The organism is Streptomyces sp. NPDC002133 (genome assembly GCF_040296405.1).
In the GTDB taxonomy this organism is placed as follows: Bacteria; Actinomycetota; Actinomycetes; order Streptomycetales; family Streptomycetaceae; genus Streptomyces.
The window spans coordinates 18,678-36,103 of record NZ_JBEOXF010000047.1 but is presented as its reverse complement, the minus strand read 5'-3'; the positions used below and the strand labels follow the sequence as shown (position 1 = coordinate 36,103).

16 protein-coding genes and 1 pseudogene are annotated in these 17,426 nt (G+C 71.0%); 10 read left to right on the top strand and 7 right to left on the bottom strand.

From position 1 onward, the window contains the following. Nucleotides 1-16: 16 nt before the first annotated feature. A pseudogene (locus ABT078_RS31530) lies at nucleotides 17-1,327 on the bottom strand (relaxase/mobilization nuclease domain-containing protein); the annotation flags it as partial. Between ABT078_RS31530 and ABT078_RS31525 the strand changes: the two are divergent. The 4 genes from ABT078_RS31525 to ABT078_RS31510 all read left to right on the top strand — a co-directional run bounded on the left by ABT078_RS31525 (nucleotide 1,301) and on the right by ABT078_RS31510 (nucleotide 4,624). Further along, nucleotides 1,301-1,465 (top strand): hypothetical protein, encoded by a 165-nt coding sequence (locus ABT078_RS31525; protein WP_351233805.1) that lies wholly within the window; start codon nucleotides 1,301-1,303, stop codon nucleotides 1,463-1,465. The pseudogene ABT078_RS31530 and the gene ABT078_RS31525 overlap by 27 nt on opposite strands. A 158-nt stretch (nucleotides 1,466-1,623) precedes the next feature. Further along, on the top strand, nucleotides 1,624-3,273 hold the full coding sequence (locus ABT078_RS31520; RefSeq protein WP_351233754.1) for a PQQ-binding-like beta-propeller repeat protein: 1,650 nt from the start codon (nucleotides 1,624-1,626) through the stop codon (nucleotides 3,271-3,273). A gap of 560 nt (nucleotides 3,274-3,833) precedes the next feature. Further along, nucleotides 3,834-3,971: a hypothetical protein gene (locus tag ABT078_RS31515; protein WP_351233752.1), complete on the top strand. Its 138-nt coding sequence runs from the start codon at nucleotides 3,834-3,836 to the stop codon at nucleotides 3,969-3,971. Between the two features lie 110 nt (nucleotides 3,972-4,081). Further along, nucleotides 4,082-4,624 carry a hypothetical protein gene (locus ABT078_RS31510; protein WP_351233750.1) on the top strand — a complete coding sequence of 181 codons (543 nt, stop codon included), beginning with the start codon at nucleotides 4,082-4,084 and terminating at the stop codon, nucleotides 4,622-4,624. A 75-nt stretch (nucleotides 4,625-4,699) separates the two neighbouring features. Here ABT078_RS31510 and ABT078_RS31505 read toward each other — a convergent pair whose 3' ends face one another. Together ABT078_RS31505 and ABT078_RS31500 are read right to left on the bottom strand one after the other, a co-directional pair. Next, nucleotides 4,700-5,206 (bottom strand): NUDIX domain-containing protein, encoded by a 507-nt coding sequence (locus ABT078_RS31505; protein ID WP_351233748.1) that lies wholly within the window; start codon nucleotides 5,204-5,206, stop codon nucleotides 4,700-4,702. 131 nt (nucleotides 5,207-5,337) lie between these two features. Continuing rightward, nucleotides 5,338-6,501, bottom strand: coding sequence for a S1 family peptidase (locus ABT078_RS31500; RefSeq protein ID WP_351233801.1), 1,164 nt, complete (start codon nucleotides 6,499-6,501; stop codon nucleotides 5,338-5,340). Nucleotides 6,502-6,744: 243 nt separating this feature from the next. Here ABT078_RS31500 and ABT078_RS31495 point away from each other — a divergent pair, with 243 nt between their 5' ends. Both ABT078_RS31495 and ABT078_RS31490 read left to right on the top strand, forming a co-directional pair. Continuing rightward, nucleotides 6,745-8,745 (top strand): ATP-binding cassette domain-containing protein, encoded by a 2,001-nt coding sequence (locus tag ABT078_RS31495; RefSeq protein ID WP_351233746.1) that lies wholly within the window; start codon nucleotides 6,745-6,747, stop codon nucleotides 8,743-8,745. Nucleotides 8,746-8,983: 238 nt separating this feature from the next. Then, nucleotides 8,984-10,360, top strand: coding sequence for a DUF1254 domain-containing protein (locus ABT078_RS31490; RefSeq protein WP_351233744.1), 1,377 nt, complete (start codon nucleotides 8,984-8,986; stop codon nucleotides 10,358-10,360). Between the two features lie 79 nt (nucleotides 10,361-10,439). Here ABT078_RS31490 and ABT078_RS31485 read toward each other — a convergent pair whose 3' ends face one another. Beyond that, nucleotides 10,440-10,748: a hypothetical protein gene (locus tag ABT078_RS31485; RefSeq protein WP_351233742.1), complete on the bottom strand. Its 309-nt coding sequence runs from the start codon at nucleotides 10,746-10,748 to the stop codon at nucleotides 10,440-10,442. Between the two features lie 119 nt (nucleotides 10,749-10,867). Between ABT078_RS31485 and ABT078_RS31480 the strand changes: the two genes are divergently transcribed. Together ABT078_RS31480 and ABT078_RS31475 are read left to right on the top strand one after the other, a co-directional pair. After that, nucleotides 10,868-11,227 (top strand): arsenate reductase family protein, encoded by a 360-nt coding sequence (locus ABT078_RS31480; RefSeq protein WP_351233740.1) that lies wholly within the window; start codon nucleotides 10,868-10,870, stop codon nucleotides 11,225-11,227. 176 nt (nucleotides 11,228-11,403) lie between these two features. Beyond that, nucleotides 11,404-12,099 (top strand): SCO2207 family protein, encoded by a 696-nt coding sequence (locus ABT078_RS31475; protein WP_351233738.1) that lies wholly within the window; start codon nucleotides 11,404-11,406, stop codon nucleotides 12,097-12,099. Between the two features lie 28 nt (nucleotides 12,100-12,127). Here the strand turns inward: ABT078_RS31475 and ABT078_RS31470 are convergent, their stop codons facing one another. Beyond that, nucleotides 12,128-13,024 carry a Gfo/Idh/MocA family protein gene (locus ABT078_RS31470; RefSeq protein WP_351233736.1) on the bottom strand — a complete coding sequence of 299 codons (897 nt, stop codon included), beginning with the start codon at nucleotides 13,022-13,024 and terminating at the stop codon, nucleotides 12,128-12,130. 261 nt (nucleotides 13,025-13,285) lie between these two features. Here ABT078_RS31470 and glnII point away from each other — a divergent pair, with 261 nt between their 5' ends. Both glnII and ABT078_RS31460 read left to right on the top strand, forming a co-directional pair. After that, complete coding sequence (gene glnII / locus ABT078_RS31465) at nucleotides 13,286-14,308, top strand: glutamine synthetase (RefSeq protein WP_351233734.1); 1,023 nt, start codon at nucleotides 13,286-13,288, stop codon at nucleotides 14,306-14,308. Between the two features lie 343 nt (nucleotides 14,309-14,651). Beyond that, nucleotides 14,652-15,188 carry a winged helix-turn-helix domain-containing protein gene (locus tag ABT078_RS31460; RefSeq protein ID WP_351233732.1) on the top strand — a complete coding sequence of 179 codons (537 nt, stop codon included), beginning with the start codon at nucleotides 14,652-14,654 and terminating at the stop codon, nucleotides 15,186-15,188. 46 nt (nucleotides 15,189-15,234) lie between these two features. Here ABT078_RS31460 and ABT078_RS31455 read toward each other — a convergent pair whose 3' ends face one another. Both ABT078_RS31455 and ABT078_RS31450 read right to left on the bottom strand, forming a co-directional pair. Beyond that, on the bottom strand, nucleotides 15,235-16,656 hold the full coding sequence (locus ABT078_RS31455) for a PepSY-associated TM helix domain-containing protein (RefSeq protein WP_351233730.1): 1,422 nt from the start codon (nucleotides 16,654-16,656) through the stop codon (nucleotides 15,235-15,237). A gap of 48 nt (nucleotides 16,657-16,704) precedes the next feature. Beyond that, complete coding sequence (locus ABT078_RS31450; protein ID WP_351233728.1) at nucleotides 16,705-17,376, bottom strand: hypothetical protein; 672 nt, start codon at nucleotides 17,374-17,376, stop codon at nucleotides 16,705-16,707. Nucleotides 17,377-17,426 lie beyond the last annotated feature (50 nt).

Genomic DNA, 17,426 nt, shown 5'->3' with positions numbered 1-17,426 from the left:
GCTGCTCTCCCCGGAGTCAGCCCAGAGGCCGCACGTGCACCCCAGTAGCTGCGGGGTAAGTCGAGGAGGGCACGGGAGCGGGGACGCCAACCGGGGTTCGCCTGGATGTCGCCCGTACCCGATCGCTGGGCTGGGTCGCGATGCGCCAGATGAGGACTTGGGCCGGGTGCTCGGCGGTGATCAGTTCGCGTTCGGAGGCGGCCTGGGTCAAGAGCCGACGCGGGTGATGGCCGGCGGACTCGGCGTGGGCGAGGGCCGTGACGAGGGCCGGCCAGGCCGGGTCGGTGAGGATGCGGTCGGCTTGGGCGGGGATGGCGTGGCGGATGGCGACATCGAAGCGTTCGGCGGTTTGTTGGCGGGGCGTGCGGCGGGTGAGTTCGGTCAGGACGGGAGAGGCTGCCCGCTCGTAGCCGGCCTGGAGGTGGCGGAGGGCATGCTCGGCTGCGGTGGCCTGCTGTTCGTGGCCTCGTTGGGCGTGCCAGTGGGCTGCGGCTCGGGCCAGGTGGAGGGCGGCGAAGAGTACGGCGACGGAGAGGCCACCAGGGGCCTGCGAGGCGTAGGCGAGTTCCTTGGCGGCTTCTCCGAGGGCGGTGGCGGCTTCGTGGTCGGCGCGGATTGCCGAGCGGCGCGCTCGGTCGAACGCCACTGCGGCTGCCCGGAGTTCTGCCCGGTGGGGGCCGTGCGTGGTGAGGGCCAGGTTGTGGAGGACGTCGCCGAAGGCGGCCAGGTGGGCCTGAGCTATGGCGTTGTTGGCGGAGTCGAGGGCCGTGTGGGTAGCGTGCAGGGCGGATGCGGCCCTGCGCCATGCCTGCGCCGGGTCCGCCACTTGCTTGGGGCGGTCTGCCATGTCCTGCGCGGTGAGGCGTTCGCGTAGGCGGTTGATGGAGAGATCAGGCGCGAGCTTGGAAGCGCCGTACCAGATCTGTTCGCCGGCCGCGTCGGTGTCGTCAGGGGCGGCCAGGCTGTAGCCGATCACGTCGCCGGTCTCCGGGCCGATGCGGGTCTTGACCTTGATGCCCAGGGAGTCCAGCACGGTGAAGTAGTCGGCTTCCGTTCGTACGGCTGCGGCGATTGCGTACGCCTGCTCGCGCAGCCACTGGCGTGGGGTGATCTGCCGACCCTGACGTTCGGCCTTGGCGCGCTCGGCGCCGGTCGGTGTGGGTGGGGCGGTGAGGTCGCCGGACTTCAGGCGGCGTAGGCCGAACTCGATCTCGATCTTGCGGCATTCGGCTTGGGCGCGCTGGCCGTCGTGGTGGGTGCGGGGACGGCGTCCGTCGGCGCGGACTGTGGTGGCCATGATGTGGATGTGGTCGTCGGCGTGGCGCGCGTCGACGTCTACACGCTCGCCGATCTGCTCGGCCACGAGGACCCGGCGTTCACCCTGCGGCGGTACGTTCACCGCGTCCAGGGCGCTGCGGAGAAGGCGCGCAAGGCGATCGGCAAGCGCTACCGCTTGGCGGCGTAACCCACCTGCGCTCGACGACGCTGTGGCACATGAGCAACGATGTTCGGCTGGCGGAAGCGGAGCACCCCGCACAGCCGTCGCGATGATCGGAACTCGCAGGCTCGCCGGGGTGGGGCTGATGCGAGGATGATCCTCCACTACCTGGGGGTTCCATCCATATGTCCGGTTCGCTGACCATCAGTCGCATACTCGGGGACCACCCCTTCGCCGAGATCGGCACGCCCTCGGCCGTGGCCAGCAACAAGGAGCGTGGCCTCGTCGCTGTGGGCGGCGACCTGGGGTGTCTGCAATGGTCCGGGTGCGGGACCGCCAAGGACCAGTGGCGGCCGTACCGGGTGGGAATCTATGACACGGGGGATCTGCGGTGCCGGTGGGTCCTGGAGTCCCGGTGGCCCGTGCTTTCCTTTGCCTTCCATCCGACGCTGCCGGTCGTGGCTGTCGGGACCGGGGCGTATGACGGGGGCTACTTCTTCGAGGGTGAGCTGCTGATCCTCGATCTGGAGTCGGAACGCTCGACCTCGGTGATACATGGGGCACGTGAGGTGCTGCACGTCGGGTGGGAGAGCGAGCGGACTCTGCGCGTCGTGGTGGCTCCGCCCGACGACTACGACTTCGACGAGGCGCACACCCATGGGTTCGCCGCTGTCGTCGAGCGGTCCGACTGGAGCGATGTCGCGCCCGGCTCGGTACGGCAGGAAGAGCTGAGGGGACAGTGGGTCGAGTTCGAGCGGCCCAGGATGGAGGCGGCGGCCGATCGGGGCATAGAGTCCCTTGCAGGGTTGGCCGGAAACCTGTGGTGGGAGCCGCGCCGACAGGTGTGGGACGTACAGGGGCTGCGGGACGGGCGGGTACTGGCCTGCTCGGACGGTGTGCTGGCCGAGACGTGGCTGCCCGACGGGCGTCTGGAGTGGCGTGTCCCGGACGAGGAAGGCGGGCGGCAACTCGCGGTCCGGGCCGGTCAGCGCGACGCCTGGGTCAACGTGGAACGGCGGCGAGTGCGCTGGGTGGGCCGGGAACAGGTGACCGAGCCACAGCTCGTCGCCCGGGTGTCCCTCGAAGACGGGAGGGTGCTCGACTCCCTCCGTCTCGACACTTCCGTCGCACTCACCACGCGCGACGACGGCTGGCTGGCACTCCGCTCCACGGCCTGGGACCGGCGCCACCCGGAGCCGGCCGCCCTGATCCGGCCCGCGGGCGAAGCCCCCGAGGTGCGAGTGCCGCTTGGGGGATTCGACCTCTTCAACCACGCTTTTCCGATCCGCCACTGCAGGCAACTGCTCTTCCTCCAGGGCAAGGAGCGCGAGCCATGGCGGGACAAGTGGGTGGTTGCCGTCGATCCGGCCGGCCCGGACGGTGAGCCCTCGGTGCGACAGCTGTTCCCCCTTGACTGGGACGCCAAGCGCGCCGGGCACCTCTTCGGCGGGCCCGGCATCGAGATCGGCAGTGCGGAGAACCGCGACTTGGTGCACGCGGGGGCCGTGCACGACGGTGCCGGCCTGTTGCCCGGCAACGCCTTCGTCATACGCCGGAGCCTCGGGGACGGAGCTGCGCGCTGGGTGTTCACCGCCGACTTCCCGGCCACCGCCCTGGACGGGGACGACGACACGGTCTACGTCGCCTTCAACTCCGGCGAGCTGGTGGCCCTGCGCACCTCGGACGGGGCCGTGCGGTGGCGGCAGCAACTGGAAGTCGGCGGCCAACCCGTTGTGCCACTGTCACTCACACTTACCGAGGCGGGGCGGCTGCTGATCGGCACCGTGGACGGGCGGATCCTCGACTGTTCCGTGGCCGACTCAGCGGGCCAATAGCCAAGTCCGGCTGTTCGGTGGTCGGCTCGACGCCGGGCGCCGTCAAAATGAAGCGCCATCCCCTCCGCTCCCCCACATGTGCACCGATTGTGCACCGTGCATGCCCAAGCAGCCACATGTCTGCAGGTCAGAAGGTTTGCCCGCCTGTACTTCGACATCTAAGAACGTCACAGGTCAGAGCGGGTTTTCCGCTCACCTGGACCATCTGTGGGCCGTCGGCCGTGCTCTCCCTCACCGGGAAGGCACGGCCGACGGCCGTTCGGCCCGTACCACCCCGAGCAACGGCTCCCGGGGATGTCGATCAGGACGGCCGAACCTGCGCCGCCGTCGCCGCGACCGGGGATCACTCGAACGGGCTAAGGGTGTGGTGGTGGCTCTGGGTGAGAACTCCCAGGTGGATGCGCTGGAGGAGGGGAGCACGGGCTGGTGCGGCGCGCGCCGCGCTCGATTCGGTTCGAAGCTGATCCGGAGTGGCGATGTGAGGAGGCGGCGATGAACCGGCTTCGGGGACCCGTGGCTGACAGCCGCGTCAGGAGTTCGTAACTCCCTCGGGAGGCGCCGTGATCTGGATAGCCCTGCTGGTCCCGGTGTCGCTGGTGGCGCTCATGTTCACCCTTGACGCATTCGAGGACCTGCTCTTCCCACCCTCCGCACCGAAGCGGGACGGTGACCCTGCCGACGAGGATGCGTCCGAGTGACGCGCTGTGTCTCGCGCGCGTGGCGAGACGGCCGCCGGCCCTCCCCGCGCCCGCCCTCGACCGCTTCTGCGTTCCACAATGCCGCACGGCGTGACCTGAGAGGTTGATTCATGGGATCGAGCACTGCGCGCCGAGGTGGCGTGGCCGGGCCGCGGCTCGTGGAGCGATGGCGTCAGGCGGCGAACCGGAATCTCACCCCCCTCCAGCGGTCGCTGCTGGTGACATGGATGACCTTTGGCGCGACCTTCGGCACGGTGCGGCTGATCACGCACGGCATCCGAGGCGGGTGGCTGCCCTGGGGGAACATCTCCGCCGGCGGTGAGCATCTGCATCACTACAACTTCGGCATCGGCACGCTGGCCTGCATCGGTCTGATCGCTGTCCGCGGAGACGAGCGGGCGGTCGGGCATCCCGCGGTTGCGGCCGCTTACGGATGCGGAACCGCTCTGATCGCCGACGAGTTCGCCCTGCTGCTCGACCTGCAGGATGTCTACTGGGCCAAACAAGGGCGCCTGAGCGTGGACGTCTCCTTCGGCATTCTGTCCGCTCTCGGCACGTACCTGACCGCAAAGCCGTTCTGGCACGAGGTAGGACGCATCACGCACCACCGCATCTCCGCCACCGCCAGGCGGCACCTCGCCACGGACCAGTGAGATCCGGCAGTCGTCCGGCGGGGCCCGTCCGGCGGGGCGGGGTCGCGCTCTCCCTCGCGTGGATCAGCGTGACACTCACACTGCCGACCAGCCGTGCAAGGAGACCTCCGAGCCGTCGTTGTTCAGGTGGTGCCGGAGGGCGGTGGCGTTGGAGTCCACGAAGGCTTCCGGAAGAGCATCGACGTCGACCCAGCGAACCTGGGAGTGCTTCCGGGGTTCGCGGTTCTCGGGTTCGCCTGTCCATTCATGGGCGGCGAAGACGACGGTGAGGAAACCGTTGGGGGCTTCGACGCCCCGGGCGCAGTGGACGATGTGCGCGACCTTCAGGGACTCGGGTTTCACCGTGATGCCGGTCTCCTCGTAGAGCTCGCGGACCGCGGTCTCGGTGATCGGCTCCCCCGGCTCGCTCTTGCCGACGGGCAGGTCCCACATGCCCTGGGCGAACTTGGCGTTCTCGCCGCGCTGGAGGAGGACGACGCGGCCGGCGGCCCTGTCGTGGACGATCACGGCCGCGACCAGCAGGGTCATCGATTCGAGCGCCGGCTCGAGGGCCTGGGAACCGTCGTCGGTCTGCTGAGCCACAGTCTTCCCTTCGTGGGGTGGGTCGTTGGACGTGCTGCGCGAAGGCCTTGCGGGCGCGGCGCACAAGAACGGAGGCCGCGCCGGCGAGGGTACGCGGGCGCGGCCTCCGTCGCGGACAGGACCGGGACGGATCACGCCGTGTGCAGCGTCAGCCCGTAGCGGCCCAGGATCTCGTTGACCGGCTGGAACCAGGTGTTGCCGCCTTGGCTGCAGTTGCCCCAGCCCCCGGACGTGACGCCCTGGGCCTGATCGCCGCTGATGAACGAGCCGCCCGAGTCGCCGCCTTCGGCGCAGACATCAGTCCTGACCATCTCGTACACGGCGCCCTGCTGATAGTTGACGGTCTCGTTCCTGCCCAGCACCGTGCCGCAGTGCCAGTGGGTCGTGGAGCCCGAGCGGCAGATCGAGGTGCCGACCGGGGCCTCCCAGGAGCCGCGTACCAGCCGGTCCGGGGTCTGGCCCCAGCCCAGCACGACGGGCACGGTCCACCAGCCGTAGCCCGTGCTCACCCAGGCGTAGTCGTTGCCGGGGAAGGACGAGCCCTGGAACCAGCCCATGTCGGAGCCGTCCCAGCCGCGGACGAAGCTGCCGGGCCCGCCGCAGTGGCCGGCCGTGACGAAGCCGCCGTGCACCGAGAAGCCGATGGAGCAGCGGACGTTGCCGGTGTAGTACGGGTCGCCGCCGACGACCCCTGCGGCGTATGTGGACGGCGCCTCGCGCACGGTCTCCACCTGGACGGGCCCCGCGCGCCGGGCCCGGTCGAGGAACGCCCTGACCTTGGCGTCGTCACTGCGGCCGTCGACGACGCGGACGACGATCCGGTTGGCCTTCGGGTCGACGTGCCAGCTGCTCACGCCCGTGGGCGCGTCCTGGCGGTCGATGCGCCGTTTGGCCGCGTCGAGCTGTGCGGCGGTGTGCGTGACGACACGGGTGGCGGCGCCGGCCGCCCGTACGGCGTCGGCCTTCTGACGGCTGGTCACGGCAACGGTGAGCCTGCCGGTCGTCGCGTCGAACCAGGTCCCGGCGAAGGCGTCGCCGGCCGCGCGTTCCGCCTTGCCCTGGACGGCGAAGGCCGTCTTCTCCTGCGCGAGGCGCTCGCGCGCCTGCTGCTCGGTCAGACCAAGGTCCTTCCGCATGGCGGCGATCAGCCCGGGCGATGCCGGGTCCTCGAGTGCGGCGGCCGGTGCCTCGGGGACCGGCGCCGCTGCGGCGGAGGGGGCGAACACGGCGCCGCCCCCGGCGCCGAGCAGGAGCAGTGCGCAGAGGGCGGAGAGGGCCGTGCGTAAGCCGGTCATTCTGCGTCTCACGTCAGTGATCCCTTCGGTTGTTCCGGTGCTGTGGGGGTGGAACATCAGGTACTGAGAGCGCTCTCAGAAGCGTAGGGGCTGCGCCGGTCGCTGCACAGAGGCAGAACCCGCCTGCCTGCGCGCCGTTCGCTGCGGCTCGACACGATCGGGTGGAGTGCTTCGCTTCACGGCGCGTACACCTGTCCGATCGTGCACGCTGACCGGCCTGAACAGCGGCAGGAAGGGCCTGAGTTGACCGCCGAGGACACCGACAAACGGACCGACGAATCGACCGACACAACGACCGACCGACCGACCGGAGAGCCGACCGCGACGCCGCCCGGAGAGCCGACCGCGCAGCCGACCGACCCCGCCGGCACCTCCCGACCCACCGAAGAGTTCCGATACCGCTCGTCGCGAACGGACACCCTCGAGCGGCGTCCCGTCACGACATGGGCGATGGCGCGCCGGCTGCCGGAGCTGGTGCGCCGGGCACTCGCGCTCGCCTGGCGCATCGACCGCAGGGCCGTCGTCGCGCTGCTGACCTGTCAGGCGCTGTCCGCGGCCCTGGAAGCCTTCGGGCTGATCGCCACCACGCAGACCATCACCGCCCTCATCGCCTCCGGCGACATCCAGGACCGGCTGGTCGGCGCACTTCCCGCGATCTCCCTCCTCGCGGCGTCGGCCGGGCTCCGCGCGCTCCTCGCGATCGCCGTCAGCAGCATCTCCAGCCGGCTCTCACCCAGGATCTCGCGCGAGGCCGAGCTGGAGATGCTCGACGCCGCCGTGCACACGGAGCTCGTCGCGTACGACCACCCCGGCTTCAACGACAAGTGGGAGAACGCCGACCGCGGCGCCGAGGTCGCACAGGATCTGATCACCGAGTCGCAGCAGGTCATGGCCTGTGTCGCATCCGTCGTGGCGGCGGCCGGGGTCATCACCGTGCTGCACCCGGCGCTGCTGCCGCTGCTCGCGCTCGCGGTGCTCCCGCAGGGGATCGCCAGCATGAAGGGCGCCCGCATCCACTACGAGACCAGCCGCGCCATGGCCGCCGAGCGCCGCACGCTCGCGCATCTGCGCTGGTACATCGCCGACAAGCTCACCGCCGACCAGCTCCGCTCCGGCACCATGGCCGACTTCCTGCTGGGCCGCTACCGCTCCATCGGCGCGCGGGTCGACGCCGCAACGGACAAGGCCGTGCACCGGGGCGCGCGGTACGCGGTCATCGGCGCGCTCGCGGGCGGCATCGCCTCGGGCCTGCTCTGGGTGTCCCTCGGGCTGCTGCTGGCGACCGGCCGGATGTCCGTCGCCTCGGCGGGCACCGCCGTCTTCGCTCTCCGTACCGTCGGGACGTCGCTCCAGGGCATCGTCGGCTACGGCACGCGACTGTTCCGCACGGGTCTGTACTTCGACGACTGGGTCGAGTTCACCCAGGAGGCCGGCGGCCACCGCATCAGGCGCGGGGCCCTCGCCCCGCCGCCCCCGGCGGCCGTCAGGACCGAGGCGCTCACCTTCACCTATCCGGCATCCGACGCCCCCGCCCTGGAGAAGGTCAGCCTCGAGGTGCGCCGCGGCCAGGTCCTCGCCCTCGTCGGTGAGAACGGCTCGGGCAAGACCACGCTCAGCAAGCTCCTCTCCGGCCTCTATCTGCCCACGGAAGGCCGCGTGACCTGGGACGGCCAGGACACCCGCGACCTGGACGCGTACGCCATGTGGGCCAACACCGCCGTCGTCCCGCAGGACTTCGCCCGCTGGCCCATGTCCGTCCGCGAGAACATCACCCTCGGCCAGCCCCATGGCGGCGACGACTCCGTGGCCCGCGCAGCCCGGCGGTCCGGCGCCGACGAGGTCGTGGACGGGCTGCGAAGCGGCCTCGACACGCTGCTGGCCAGGGAGTGGTTCGGCGGTGTCGAGCTCTCCGGCGGCCAGTGGCAGCGCATCGCCATCGCCCGCGCCTTCCACCGCCCCGCCGGACTGCTCGTCATGGACGAACCGACCAGCGCCCTGGACCCGCGCGCGGAGCACCGCATCTTCACCGGCCTCCGTGCGATCGCCCGGGACCGCGCCGTCGTGCTCGTCACGCATCGCCTCGCCAACGTCGCCGTCGCGGACCGCATCGTCGTCCTCGACCACGGCCGCGTCATCCAGCAGGGCAGCTTCGAGGAACTGGTCGAAGCGCCGGGCCTGTTCCGCGAACTGTGGGAACTCCAGAACGACCGGGGGATCCCGGCCCCGCGCACCGGGACCACCTGAACCGACAAACCCTGGACCTATCCGCTCCGGACCTCTGCGCCCAGGACCGATCCGACCCCGGACCGGTCCCACCCGTGCCGATACCGCCCGAGCACGCGCACGAACACCCGGCCGAGCCCCGTCACCAGCCACATGGCGGCGGGGCTCCTCACTGCCCGAAGGGCGCGTGCGATCTAGACTCCGGATGCGGATCAACCGTTCATTCGGGGCATATGCCCCTGTCCGGAGGGGCTGTTCGATGGCCGATGTGACGGTGGCGCATGCGCTCGCCGCCGAGGCGTACGTGTACGGGTATCCGCTGGTGTACGAGCTCACGGTGGCCGGAGCCTTCGTCCGCAAGGGCATCGGGCCGCTGCCGCCCACCCCGTTCAACACCTTCGCGCATGCCCGGAAGCTCGCGGACCACCACGACTCGTTCGTGTCGGTCGACAACGACACCGTGCACTCGGTCGCGCAGCTCGACCTCTCCGGCGGCCCGCTGCTGCTGCATGTTCCGGACAGCGGCGGGGCGTACTACGCACTGCAGTTCGTGGACGCGTGGACCAACAACTTCGCGTACGTGGGCACGCGTGCGACCGGCACCGCGGAGGGGCGCTGGCTGATCGCACCGCCCGGGTGGGCCGGCAGCGAGCCCGAGGGGGTGCGAGGGGTCGTCGACGCGCCGACCGCTGTCGTCTCGGTCGTGGGGCGGTGGGCCTGCGACGGTCCCGAAGACCTGCCCCGGGTGCGGGCGTTGCAGGACGCGCTGACGATCCATGCAGTGGACGGAGCCGTACATCCCACGGGACTGCCGACGCCGGAGCCGGGGGTTCCGGACGCGCTCGGGTTCTTCGAGAAGCTGCGGGTGTGGCTCGCGGACTTTCCGCCGGCGCCCGCGGACGCGGCGTACCAGGAGCGGTTCCAGCCGCTCGGGCTGTTGGAGGAGGGGCCTTCGCCGTATGCGTCCCCCGACCCCGCGCTGGCGAAGGCGCTGAAGGACGGCTTCGTCCAGGGCCGGGACCGGGTCGGGCAGGCGGCACGGCCGTCGGCGGACGCGGTGCCCGGGGAGGCGGTGACCGGGGGCACGGCGCCCGGCGAGTGGCAGCTCGACCCCCACGCCCACGACTACAACCTCGACCACTTCGGGGTCGGCACTCACGACTCCCCGCAGTGGAAGGCCGCCGACCGCGAGGAGTCGTACCTCCTGCGGGCCGTGGCGGCGCGCTCCGCCCTGTGGGGGAGCCATGGCTACGAGTCCGTGAGCGCGCAGGTCTTCACCGACTCCGAGGGCGGGCGGCTGAACGGCTCGAAGGCGTACACACTGCGCTTCGAGCAGCCGCCGCCGGTCGAGTCGTTCTGGTCGATGACGATGTACGACACTCCGGACCACTATCTCGTCGCCAACCCCATCGGGCGCTACACCATCGGCGACCGCACACCCGGCCTCGTGCACGCCGACGACGGATCGCTCACCCTCCATATCCAGCAGGACCGGCCGGACGACCCGGCCGAGGCCGCGAACTGGCTGCCCGCGCCACCCGGGGACTTCCGGCCGATGGCCCGCCTCTACGTGCCGAAGGCGCCGGTGCTGGACGGCAGTTACCGGCTGCCGCCGATCGAGCTGCGGCGCGGGTGACCGGTCCGGGGGCATGCGCGCCCCCGGACCGGGCCCGTACTCGGACCGGGCCCGTGCTCGGACCGGGCCCGTGCCCGGCTCAGTCGGCGTAGTGGATCAGCGACCGCACCATGCGGCACGTGGTCTCGGACGGCGGGTGGATGCCGATCCGCTCGGCGGCCGTCCGTATCCGGCGGTTGCTGGCGTTCGCCGGGTGGTAGATGCCCGTGTCGAGCAGGGCGATGGCGAGGCGCATGGCCTTGAGCCGGCGGTTGTGGGTTTCGTACCACTCTCGGGGCAGACCCGCGGGCAGTGGCTGCTTGATCAGTTTCGCGTTCGTCGTCGGCTGCGTCTTCGTCGGCCTTGCTGTCGTGCGCTTCCGCTTCGTCGTGACTGCGGCAACGGCCATCGGCGACCTCCTGGCGCGGTGGTTGGACCCTCACGAACTAGTTCGATTTTACCGGCGACCACTGACAATCGTCGCTGGCCAGACGGTGTTCGAGGGGCGCGTGGGAGTACCGTGGCGGGATGGAGATCTGGATCAATCCCGCATGCTCGAAGTGCCGCGGCGCACTGCACCTGCTCGACGAGGAGGGCGCCTCGTACACCGTGCGCCGTTACCTGGAGGACGTGCCCACCGAGGACGAGATCCGCGACGTCCTCGGGCGGCTCGGCCTCGAGCCCTGGGACATCACCCGCACCCAGGAGGCGGCCGCCAAGGAACTGGGCCTGAAGGACTGGCCGCGCGAGGAGACCTCGCGCGACCGCTGGGTCACGGCCCTCGCGCAGCACCCGAAACTGATCCAGCGTCCGATCATCACGGCCGACGACGGCACGGCGGTCGTGGCCCGCACGGAAGAGGCGGTACGGGACGCACTGGGCCGCTGACGCCGCCGGGCAGCGCGTGCCGTAAAGGCCCAGGCAGGCGCCCACCTGCGAAAACTTAAGTCTCAGTTAAGGAAGTCACCCCTGTGGTGGTTGAGCACAGGCGCCTGCCTACTCGTACGTAACGGCACACGGAACCGATCCGGCCGCCGTTCGCGGCCGGGGACAGGAGCTCTCACGTGTCGCGCAAGAAGACCCTCAGCGGCAAGAAGAAGATCGCCCTGCTCGTCGGCGCAGCGGCGCTCGTCGGCGGTACTGCGATTGTCATGACCGGGACAAGCCAGGCCTCTGTGGCCTGCGACGGACTCGCCCAGGCGATTCGCAACAACGAGAACTTCATCGCCGGTCAACGGGCCAATCCCGACGCCCAGTCGGCAGCACGGATCGCCAACCGCGAGGCCGTGATCGCACAGATCAAGGTCCAGCAGGGGGCGGCGGGCTGCGAGGTCGGTGAGGGCAGCGGGGAGGCCGGAGGCGGCCAGGCCGCTCCGCCGGCGCAGCCGCCGGCCGAGGAGCAGCCGCCCGGCATGGAGCAGCCCCCCGCCGACGAGGGCGCGGAGGAGCAGCCGCCCGCCGACGATGCCGACAACGGCGACGCCGGCGCCGGAGGAGACGGTGGTGCCGTCGGCCAGGTCGTCTGCGCCGGGTCGACCGTGACGCTGTCCGGCGAGGGCGGCGCCCCGGCCGCCTCCAGCAACCAGTTCCCGATCGGCACCCAGCTGAAGGTGACCAACCTCGACAACAACAAGTCGACCACCGTCGAGGTCACTTCGGTCTCCGGCAGCTGCGCCCTGCTGAACAACGCCGCGTTCGAGCAGGTCCGGGAGCCCGGCAAGTTCCTGATCCGCAAGGCCAGGATCGAGACGGTCGGCTGACCGAGCAGGCCGGCTGACGGAGGGGTGGCTACAGCAGCCGCCCCTCCGTCACGGACTCCGCCTCCGCCAGGATCTCGGTGATCCGCAGGCCGAACCGTACGTCGCACGCATGCGCGTCCCCGCCCCGCGCCGACTCGATCAGCGCGTCCACCGCGGACCGGAACGAGCCGATCGCATCACCCCACCCCGGCATGATCACGCTTCCCCGCTCGCCCAGGAGTTCGATCGCCGCGCCGGACGCCTCGTGCGGCGCGCTGAGGCTCAGCGTCGCCGTGCTCGACGCGCCGGACGCGTGCCGCAGGGCCAGATGCACGGTGTCGGCCGGGCCGCGCAGAGCCGTCAGCTCGGTGACGTCTCCGAGCACGGGGAGGAGTACGGAGAGCACGTGCGGGCCCACGTCCCACAGTCCGCCCTTCTCCCGCCGCCAAGGCGAGGCCGCGTACGGACTCGTCGAGCCCTCCGCGAACAGCGACCCCAGCCACTGCGCCCGCGCCGTGAACCAGCCGTCCGCCGCGGCCTGTTCGGCGATCCACGGCGCCGTGTCCGCCGCGAAACGCAGCGTGCAGAACACGACGGACGCGACACCCGTCCCCTCCGCCGCCGCCACGACCTCGCGCGCCCCCGCCACCGTCGTCGCCACGGGCTTGTCCAGCAGCAGATGCCGTCCGGCCGCCGCCGCCCGGGCCGCCAGCGGCGCCTGGACGTCGGGCGGCAGGGCGAACGCGACGGCGTCACTCGCCTCGATGAGGGCGTCCACGTCGTCGTAGGCCTTGATGCCGTGGGCCGCGGCCAGGCCTCCGGCCGCCTCCGGGCGCCGTCCCCACACCCCGGTGAACTCGACCGCCGGGTGCGAGGCGAGCGCCGGGGCCTGTGTGCCCTCCGCCCAAGGGCCGGTGCCGATAAGTCCGATACGCATCTTCGTCATGCGGCCCAGTCTGCACCCCCGGCCGGTCCGACGGCGGAACGGGCGGTGACCGCTGTTCACCACCTGGGGCCGCCCGGGCGCACGGTAGAGGGCCTCGGCCCGGTATACGACGGCGAAGGGCAGCACCGTCCGAGTTCTCGGCAGGGCACGACAAACGCAGGAAACCTGAGTAACACGGGGTTCACAATCGGGCAACGGGCGGGAAATCCGGTGTTGCCAAGCTGCGCCTCATACCCCGATGCAGCGCAAAGGATGAGGCCCGTGACGTTCAAGGCTGAGTACATCTGGATCGACGGCACCCAGCCGACCGCGAAGCTTCGCTCGAAGACGAAGATACTGGCCGACGGCGCCGAGCTCCCCATCTGGGGCTTCGACGGGTCCAGCACGAACCAGGCCGAGGGTCACGCCTCCGACTGTGTGCTGAAGCCGGCCTTCTCGTGCCCCGACCCGATCCGCGGCGGCGACAACGTGCTGGTGCTGTGCGAGGTCCTGAACACGGACATGACCCCGCACCCGTCCAACACGCGCGCCCAGCTGGTCGAGGTCGCGGGGAAGTTCGCCGCGCAGGAGCCGATCTTCGGCATCGAGCAGGAGTACACCTTCTTCGACGGTCACCGTCCGCTCGGCTTCCCGAAGGAGGGCGGCTTCCCGGCCCCGCAGGGCGGCTACTACTGCGGTGTGGGTGCCGACGAGATCCACGGCCGTGACATCGTCGAGGCGCACCTGGAGAACTGCCTGAAGGCCGGCCTCGGCATCTCCGGCATCAACGCCGAGGTCATGCCCGGCCAGTGGGAGTTCCAGGTCGGCCCGCTCGCCGCGCTCGAGGTCGCCGACCAGCTGTGGGTGGCCCGCTGGCTGCTCTACCGCACCGCCGAGGACTTCGGCGTCTCCGCGACCCTCGACCCGAAGCCGGTCAAGGGCGACTGGAACGGCGCCGGCGCGCACACCAACTTCTCCACGAAGGCGATGCGCGAGGGCTACGACGCGATCATCACCGCGTGCGAGTCGCTCGGCGAGGGCTCGAAGCCGCTCGACCACGTCAAGAACTACGGCGCCGGCATCGACGACCGGCTGACCGGCCTGCACGAGACGGCCCCGTGGAACGAGTACTCGTACGGCGTCTCGAACCGCGGCGCCTCGGTCCGCATCCCGTGGCAGGTCGAGCAGGACGGCAAGGGCTACATCGAGGACCGCCGTCCGAACGCCAACGTCGACCCGTACGTCGTGACCCGCCTGATCGTGGACACGTGCTGCACCGCGCTGGAGAAGGCCGGCCAGGTCTGATCCGTTCCCCCGTACGCGCAAGGGGGCGTCCGCCAGTTCCGGTGGGCGCCCCCTTCGCCGTGGTCAGGATCGCGCCGAACCGGCGTCCGCCTGGTGAGAGGGGGCTGCTGCCTCCAAGCCCTGTCTGCTTGAATGGGGGAATGGTCGGCATTCAGAACGTCGTGACAGGTCGCAGCGACCTCGAACCGTTCTGGCCTTCCCGCCAGCACCACGACTTCGACCGTGTGTGTTGTCGCGCGAGGAACGCGTCGGCCCTCTAAAGCTCCCTGCTCAGGTTCGGGGGCCTTCGGCCGACGCGCACGACGTACGTCCGTACTCCTTCGCGCGAAAGAGCTGACCTCTCATGGCGAACACCCGTTCCCTCTCTGCTGCCACCACCACGCATACCGGCGAAGGCCGACATCGGCTCAGGGCCGTCGACCCGGACGAGGTGGTGCATGTCCCCGACTTCCTTCCGCCGGGCGCCACATGGCTCCCGGCACCCCAGCACACGCTCCCCGCGCTGCCGGGCCGGCCGCCGATGGTCGGCTACCTCGTCCTCGTACCGGCAGATCAGCAGCCCGACCTCGTCCACGACACCGAAGCACCCGGCGACGTCGAGGGGCCGCTGCGGATCGACTCCTCCCAGCGCACCGCCGTCGTCGACGGGCGCGCGCTCGATCTCACGTACCTCGAGTTCGAGCTGCTTGCGCATCTGGTGGCACATCCGCACCGGGTGCACACCCGCGACCGGTTGGTGACGACGGTGTGGGGCTACGGACACGTCGGCGACGGGCGGACGGTCGACGTCCATGTGGCCCGGCTGCGCCGCAAGCTGGGCGCCGAGCACCGCCACACGATCCAGACCGTGCGGCGGGTCGGCTACAAGTACGCGCCCTGAGCGAGGCAGGAGGGGGCCGCGCGGACGACGCGGCCCCCTCCTTTCGTCAGGCCTTCGCCCGGGCCCGGGCCACCAGGCCCAGCGCGATGTCGACCGCGAGGAAGACCAGCAGGCTGACGCCCAGCATCGGCACGAACCAGCCCACGGCCGCCGTCGCCGCCGCGAGCGGCAGCAGCGCCGTAAGCGGCACCTTGCGCCAGGCGCCACGCGGCATCGGCCGGCCCACGCCCAGCGTCCGCTCCTTGGTCGGCCTGCGCAGCCACCACATGCGGTAGCCCCAGACGATGAGCAGGATCAGCGCGACCATCAGCCCCGCGAGGGCGAGCTGGTTGGCAAGGCCCAGGAAGACACCCATGTGGGCATCGATGCCGAACCGCGTCAGCTTCGCGAGCAGCGGATGGTCAGCGAAGCGCAGCTCGTCCATGACCCTGCCGTCGGCCGGGTCGATCGCGACCGAGTCGAGGTGGACCGGGAACGTCGTGTCGGTCTCCTTGACGACATATCCACTGCCTTCGGCCGGCAGGATGACGGAGATCCTGCCCTCGACACCCTTGGCCGCGGCTGCCTCGACCGCCTTGTCGATGCCGACGTCCGGGCCCTGGTGGCCACCCTGGTGTCCGCCGCCATGGCCCTCGTGGTCACCGCCGGCCCCGGCCGCGCCGTCGAGCGTGGCGGAGACGACCGGGGTCGCGCCGCCGAGCTGGTCCTGGACGGCGCCGATGTTCTCACCCGCGTACCGCGACCAGGTCAGGCCGGTGGCGGAGAGCAGCACCAGGCCGATGACGGCCCACAGGCCGACGGAGCCGTGCCAGGAGAGGGTGCGTCGGCGGCCCTTCGCGGAGCGCTCGGGGAGCAGCAGGGCGCGCTTGGACGCCCGCTTGCGGCCGATCCAGAGCAGCAGACCGCCGAGGGCGACCACCCACAGCCAGCTGGCGGCCAGTTCGCTGTAGTTGCGGCCGACGTCGCCGAGATGCAGATCGCGGTGGAGCTCGTCGAGCCAGGTGCGGAGGGGGAGGGCGCCGGAGCTGCCGTAGCTGGGCAGTTCGCCTCGTACCTTCCCCGTGTACGGGTCGACGAAGACGGCGAGGGACTTGCCCTCCTCGACCTCCGGGCTCGACATGAGGACGCGGGTGGTCGCACCGTCCTCGGACGAGGGCCACACGGCGGTCACCGTGCCCTGCGGGTGGGCCTCGCGGGCGGCGGCGACCTGGGTGTCGAGCGGAAACGTGCGCTCGCCGACGTCGGTGGTCAGCTCATGGCTGTAGAGGACCTTCTCCGCCTGGAAGGAGAGCGCGTACAGCAGTCCGCTGGTCGCGGCGACGAGAAGGAGCGGGGCGATGAGGACGCCCGCGTAGAAGTGGATGCGCAGCACGAGCGGGCGCAGTGCGCTCCACGTGGAGGTGGGGCTGGTCGGGGACGGGGAGCCGGCCGTCGGCTCGTCCGGCTTCACGGGGTCGTCAATGGCCATGATGATCCTTGGAGTTGGCGTTGACATGGGGGAATCGGCCCCCGGCTGTCAGACGAGTGCTCCAGGGGCCGTGGCGCGGGTGAACGGACGGCCGGGCGGACCGCGTCGCGAGAGGGCGTACGCGAGGACGACGCCATGAAGTCGGCGGGTGGTACGGCGGCGCGGGCGCACGGCGTGCGGGAGCTCCGGTACGCGTACGACCGCGAGCAGGAGCCGCAGCGGCGCGAAGGCGAGGGTGCCGACGGTGCGCGCCAGCCGGAAGAACGCGGCTTCGCCGTGCGCGAGCCAGACTGCGCACACGGCGGCGCCGACGAGGTGGGCGGCAAGCATGCCCGAGGAGTTGACGGAGCCGGCGGTGTCGGCGATGACACTCGCGGTCGTCTCGGCCGCCATGGGGTCGATGCCCGTGCCCATGGTGTGGGCAGCTCCGCCGGTGTCTGTGGAGTGTGCGGGCGAGGCGGTGTGCGCATCGGAGCCGGCGAACAGCAGATGGAGCGCGCCCTGGACGGTCAGGAGCCCCGTACCGATGCTGAACGCTCCCCGCCGTCGCGTGCCGACGAGCCAGGCCACGCCTCCGGTCACCGCGAACGCCGGGAGGAGCACCGTGACCGGAAAGTCATGCCCGGATATGGACGAATGCCCCACCGCGGCCAGCGTGGTGCACACCGCCGCGAAGAGTGCGGCTCGCAGGGCGCGCATCGGCGACCGGGTATTCGTCATGGCCCGGACATGGTGCCATCTCGACCGTCGGGTTCGGCAGACGGGTGCGC

Bases quoted from the DNA above. Each gene is read 5' to 3' on its own strand.
- ABT078_RS31450 (WP_351233728.1), bottom strand. From the start codon at position 17,376: ATGACGAATACCCGGTCGCCGATGCGCGCCCTGCGAGCCGCACTCTTC.
- ABT078_RS31455 (WP_351233730.1), bottom strand. From the start codon at position 16,656: ATGGCCATTGACGACCCCGTGAAGCCGGACGAGCCGACGGCCGGCTCC.
- ABT078_RS31470 (WP_351233736.1), bottom strand. From the start codon at position 13,024: ATGACGAAGATGCGTATCGGACTTATCGGCACCGGCCCTTGGGCGGAG.
- ABT078_RS31500 (WP_351233801.1), bottom strand. From the start codon at position 6,501: ATGACCGGCTTACGCACGGCCCTCTCCGCCCTCTGCGCACTGCTCCTG.
- ABT078_RS31490 (WP_351233744.1), top strand. From the start codon at position 8,984: ATGGCCGATGTGACGGTGGCGCATGCGCTCGCCGCCGAGGCGTACGTG.
- ABT078_RS31460 (WP_351233732.1), top strand. From the start codon at position 14,652: ATGGCGAACACCCGTTCCCTCTCTGCTGCCACCACCACGCATACCGGC.
- ABT078_RS31480 (WP_351233740.1), top strand. From the start codon at position 10,868: ATGGAGATCTGGATCAATCCCGCATGCTCGAAGTGCCGCGGCGCACTG.
- ABT078_RS31485 (WP_351233742.1), bottom strand. From the start codon at position 10,748: ATGGCCGTTGCCGCAGTCACGACGAAGCGGAAGCGCACGACAGCAAGG.
- ABT078_RS31510 (WP_351233750.1), top strand. From the start codon at position 4,082: ATGGGATCGAGCACTGCGCGCCGAGGTGGCGTGGCCGGGCCGCGGCTC.
- ABT078_RS31520 (WP_351233754.1), top strand. From the start codon at position 1,624: ATGTCCGGTTCGCTGACCATCAGTCGCATACTCGGGGACCACCCCTTC.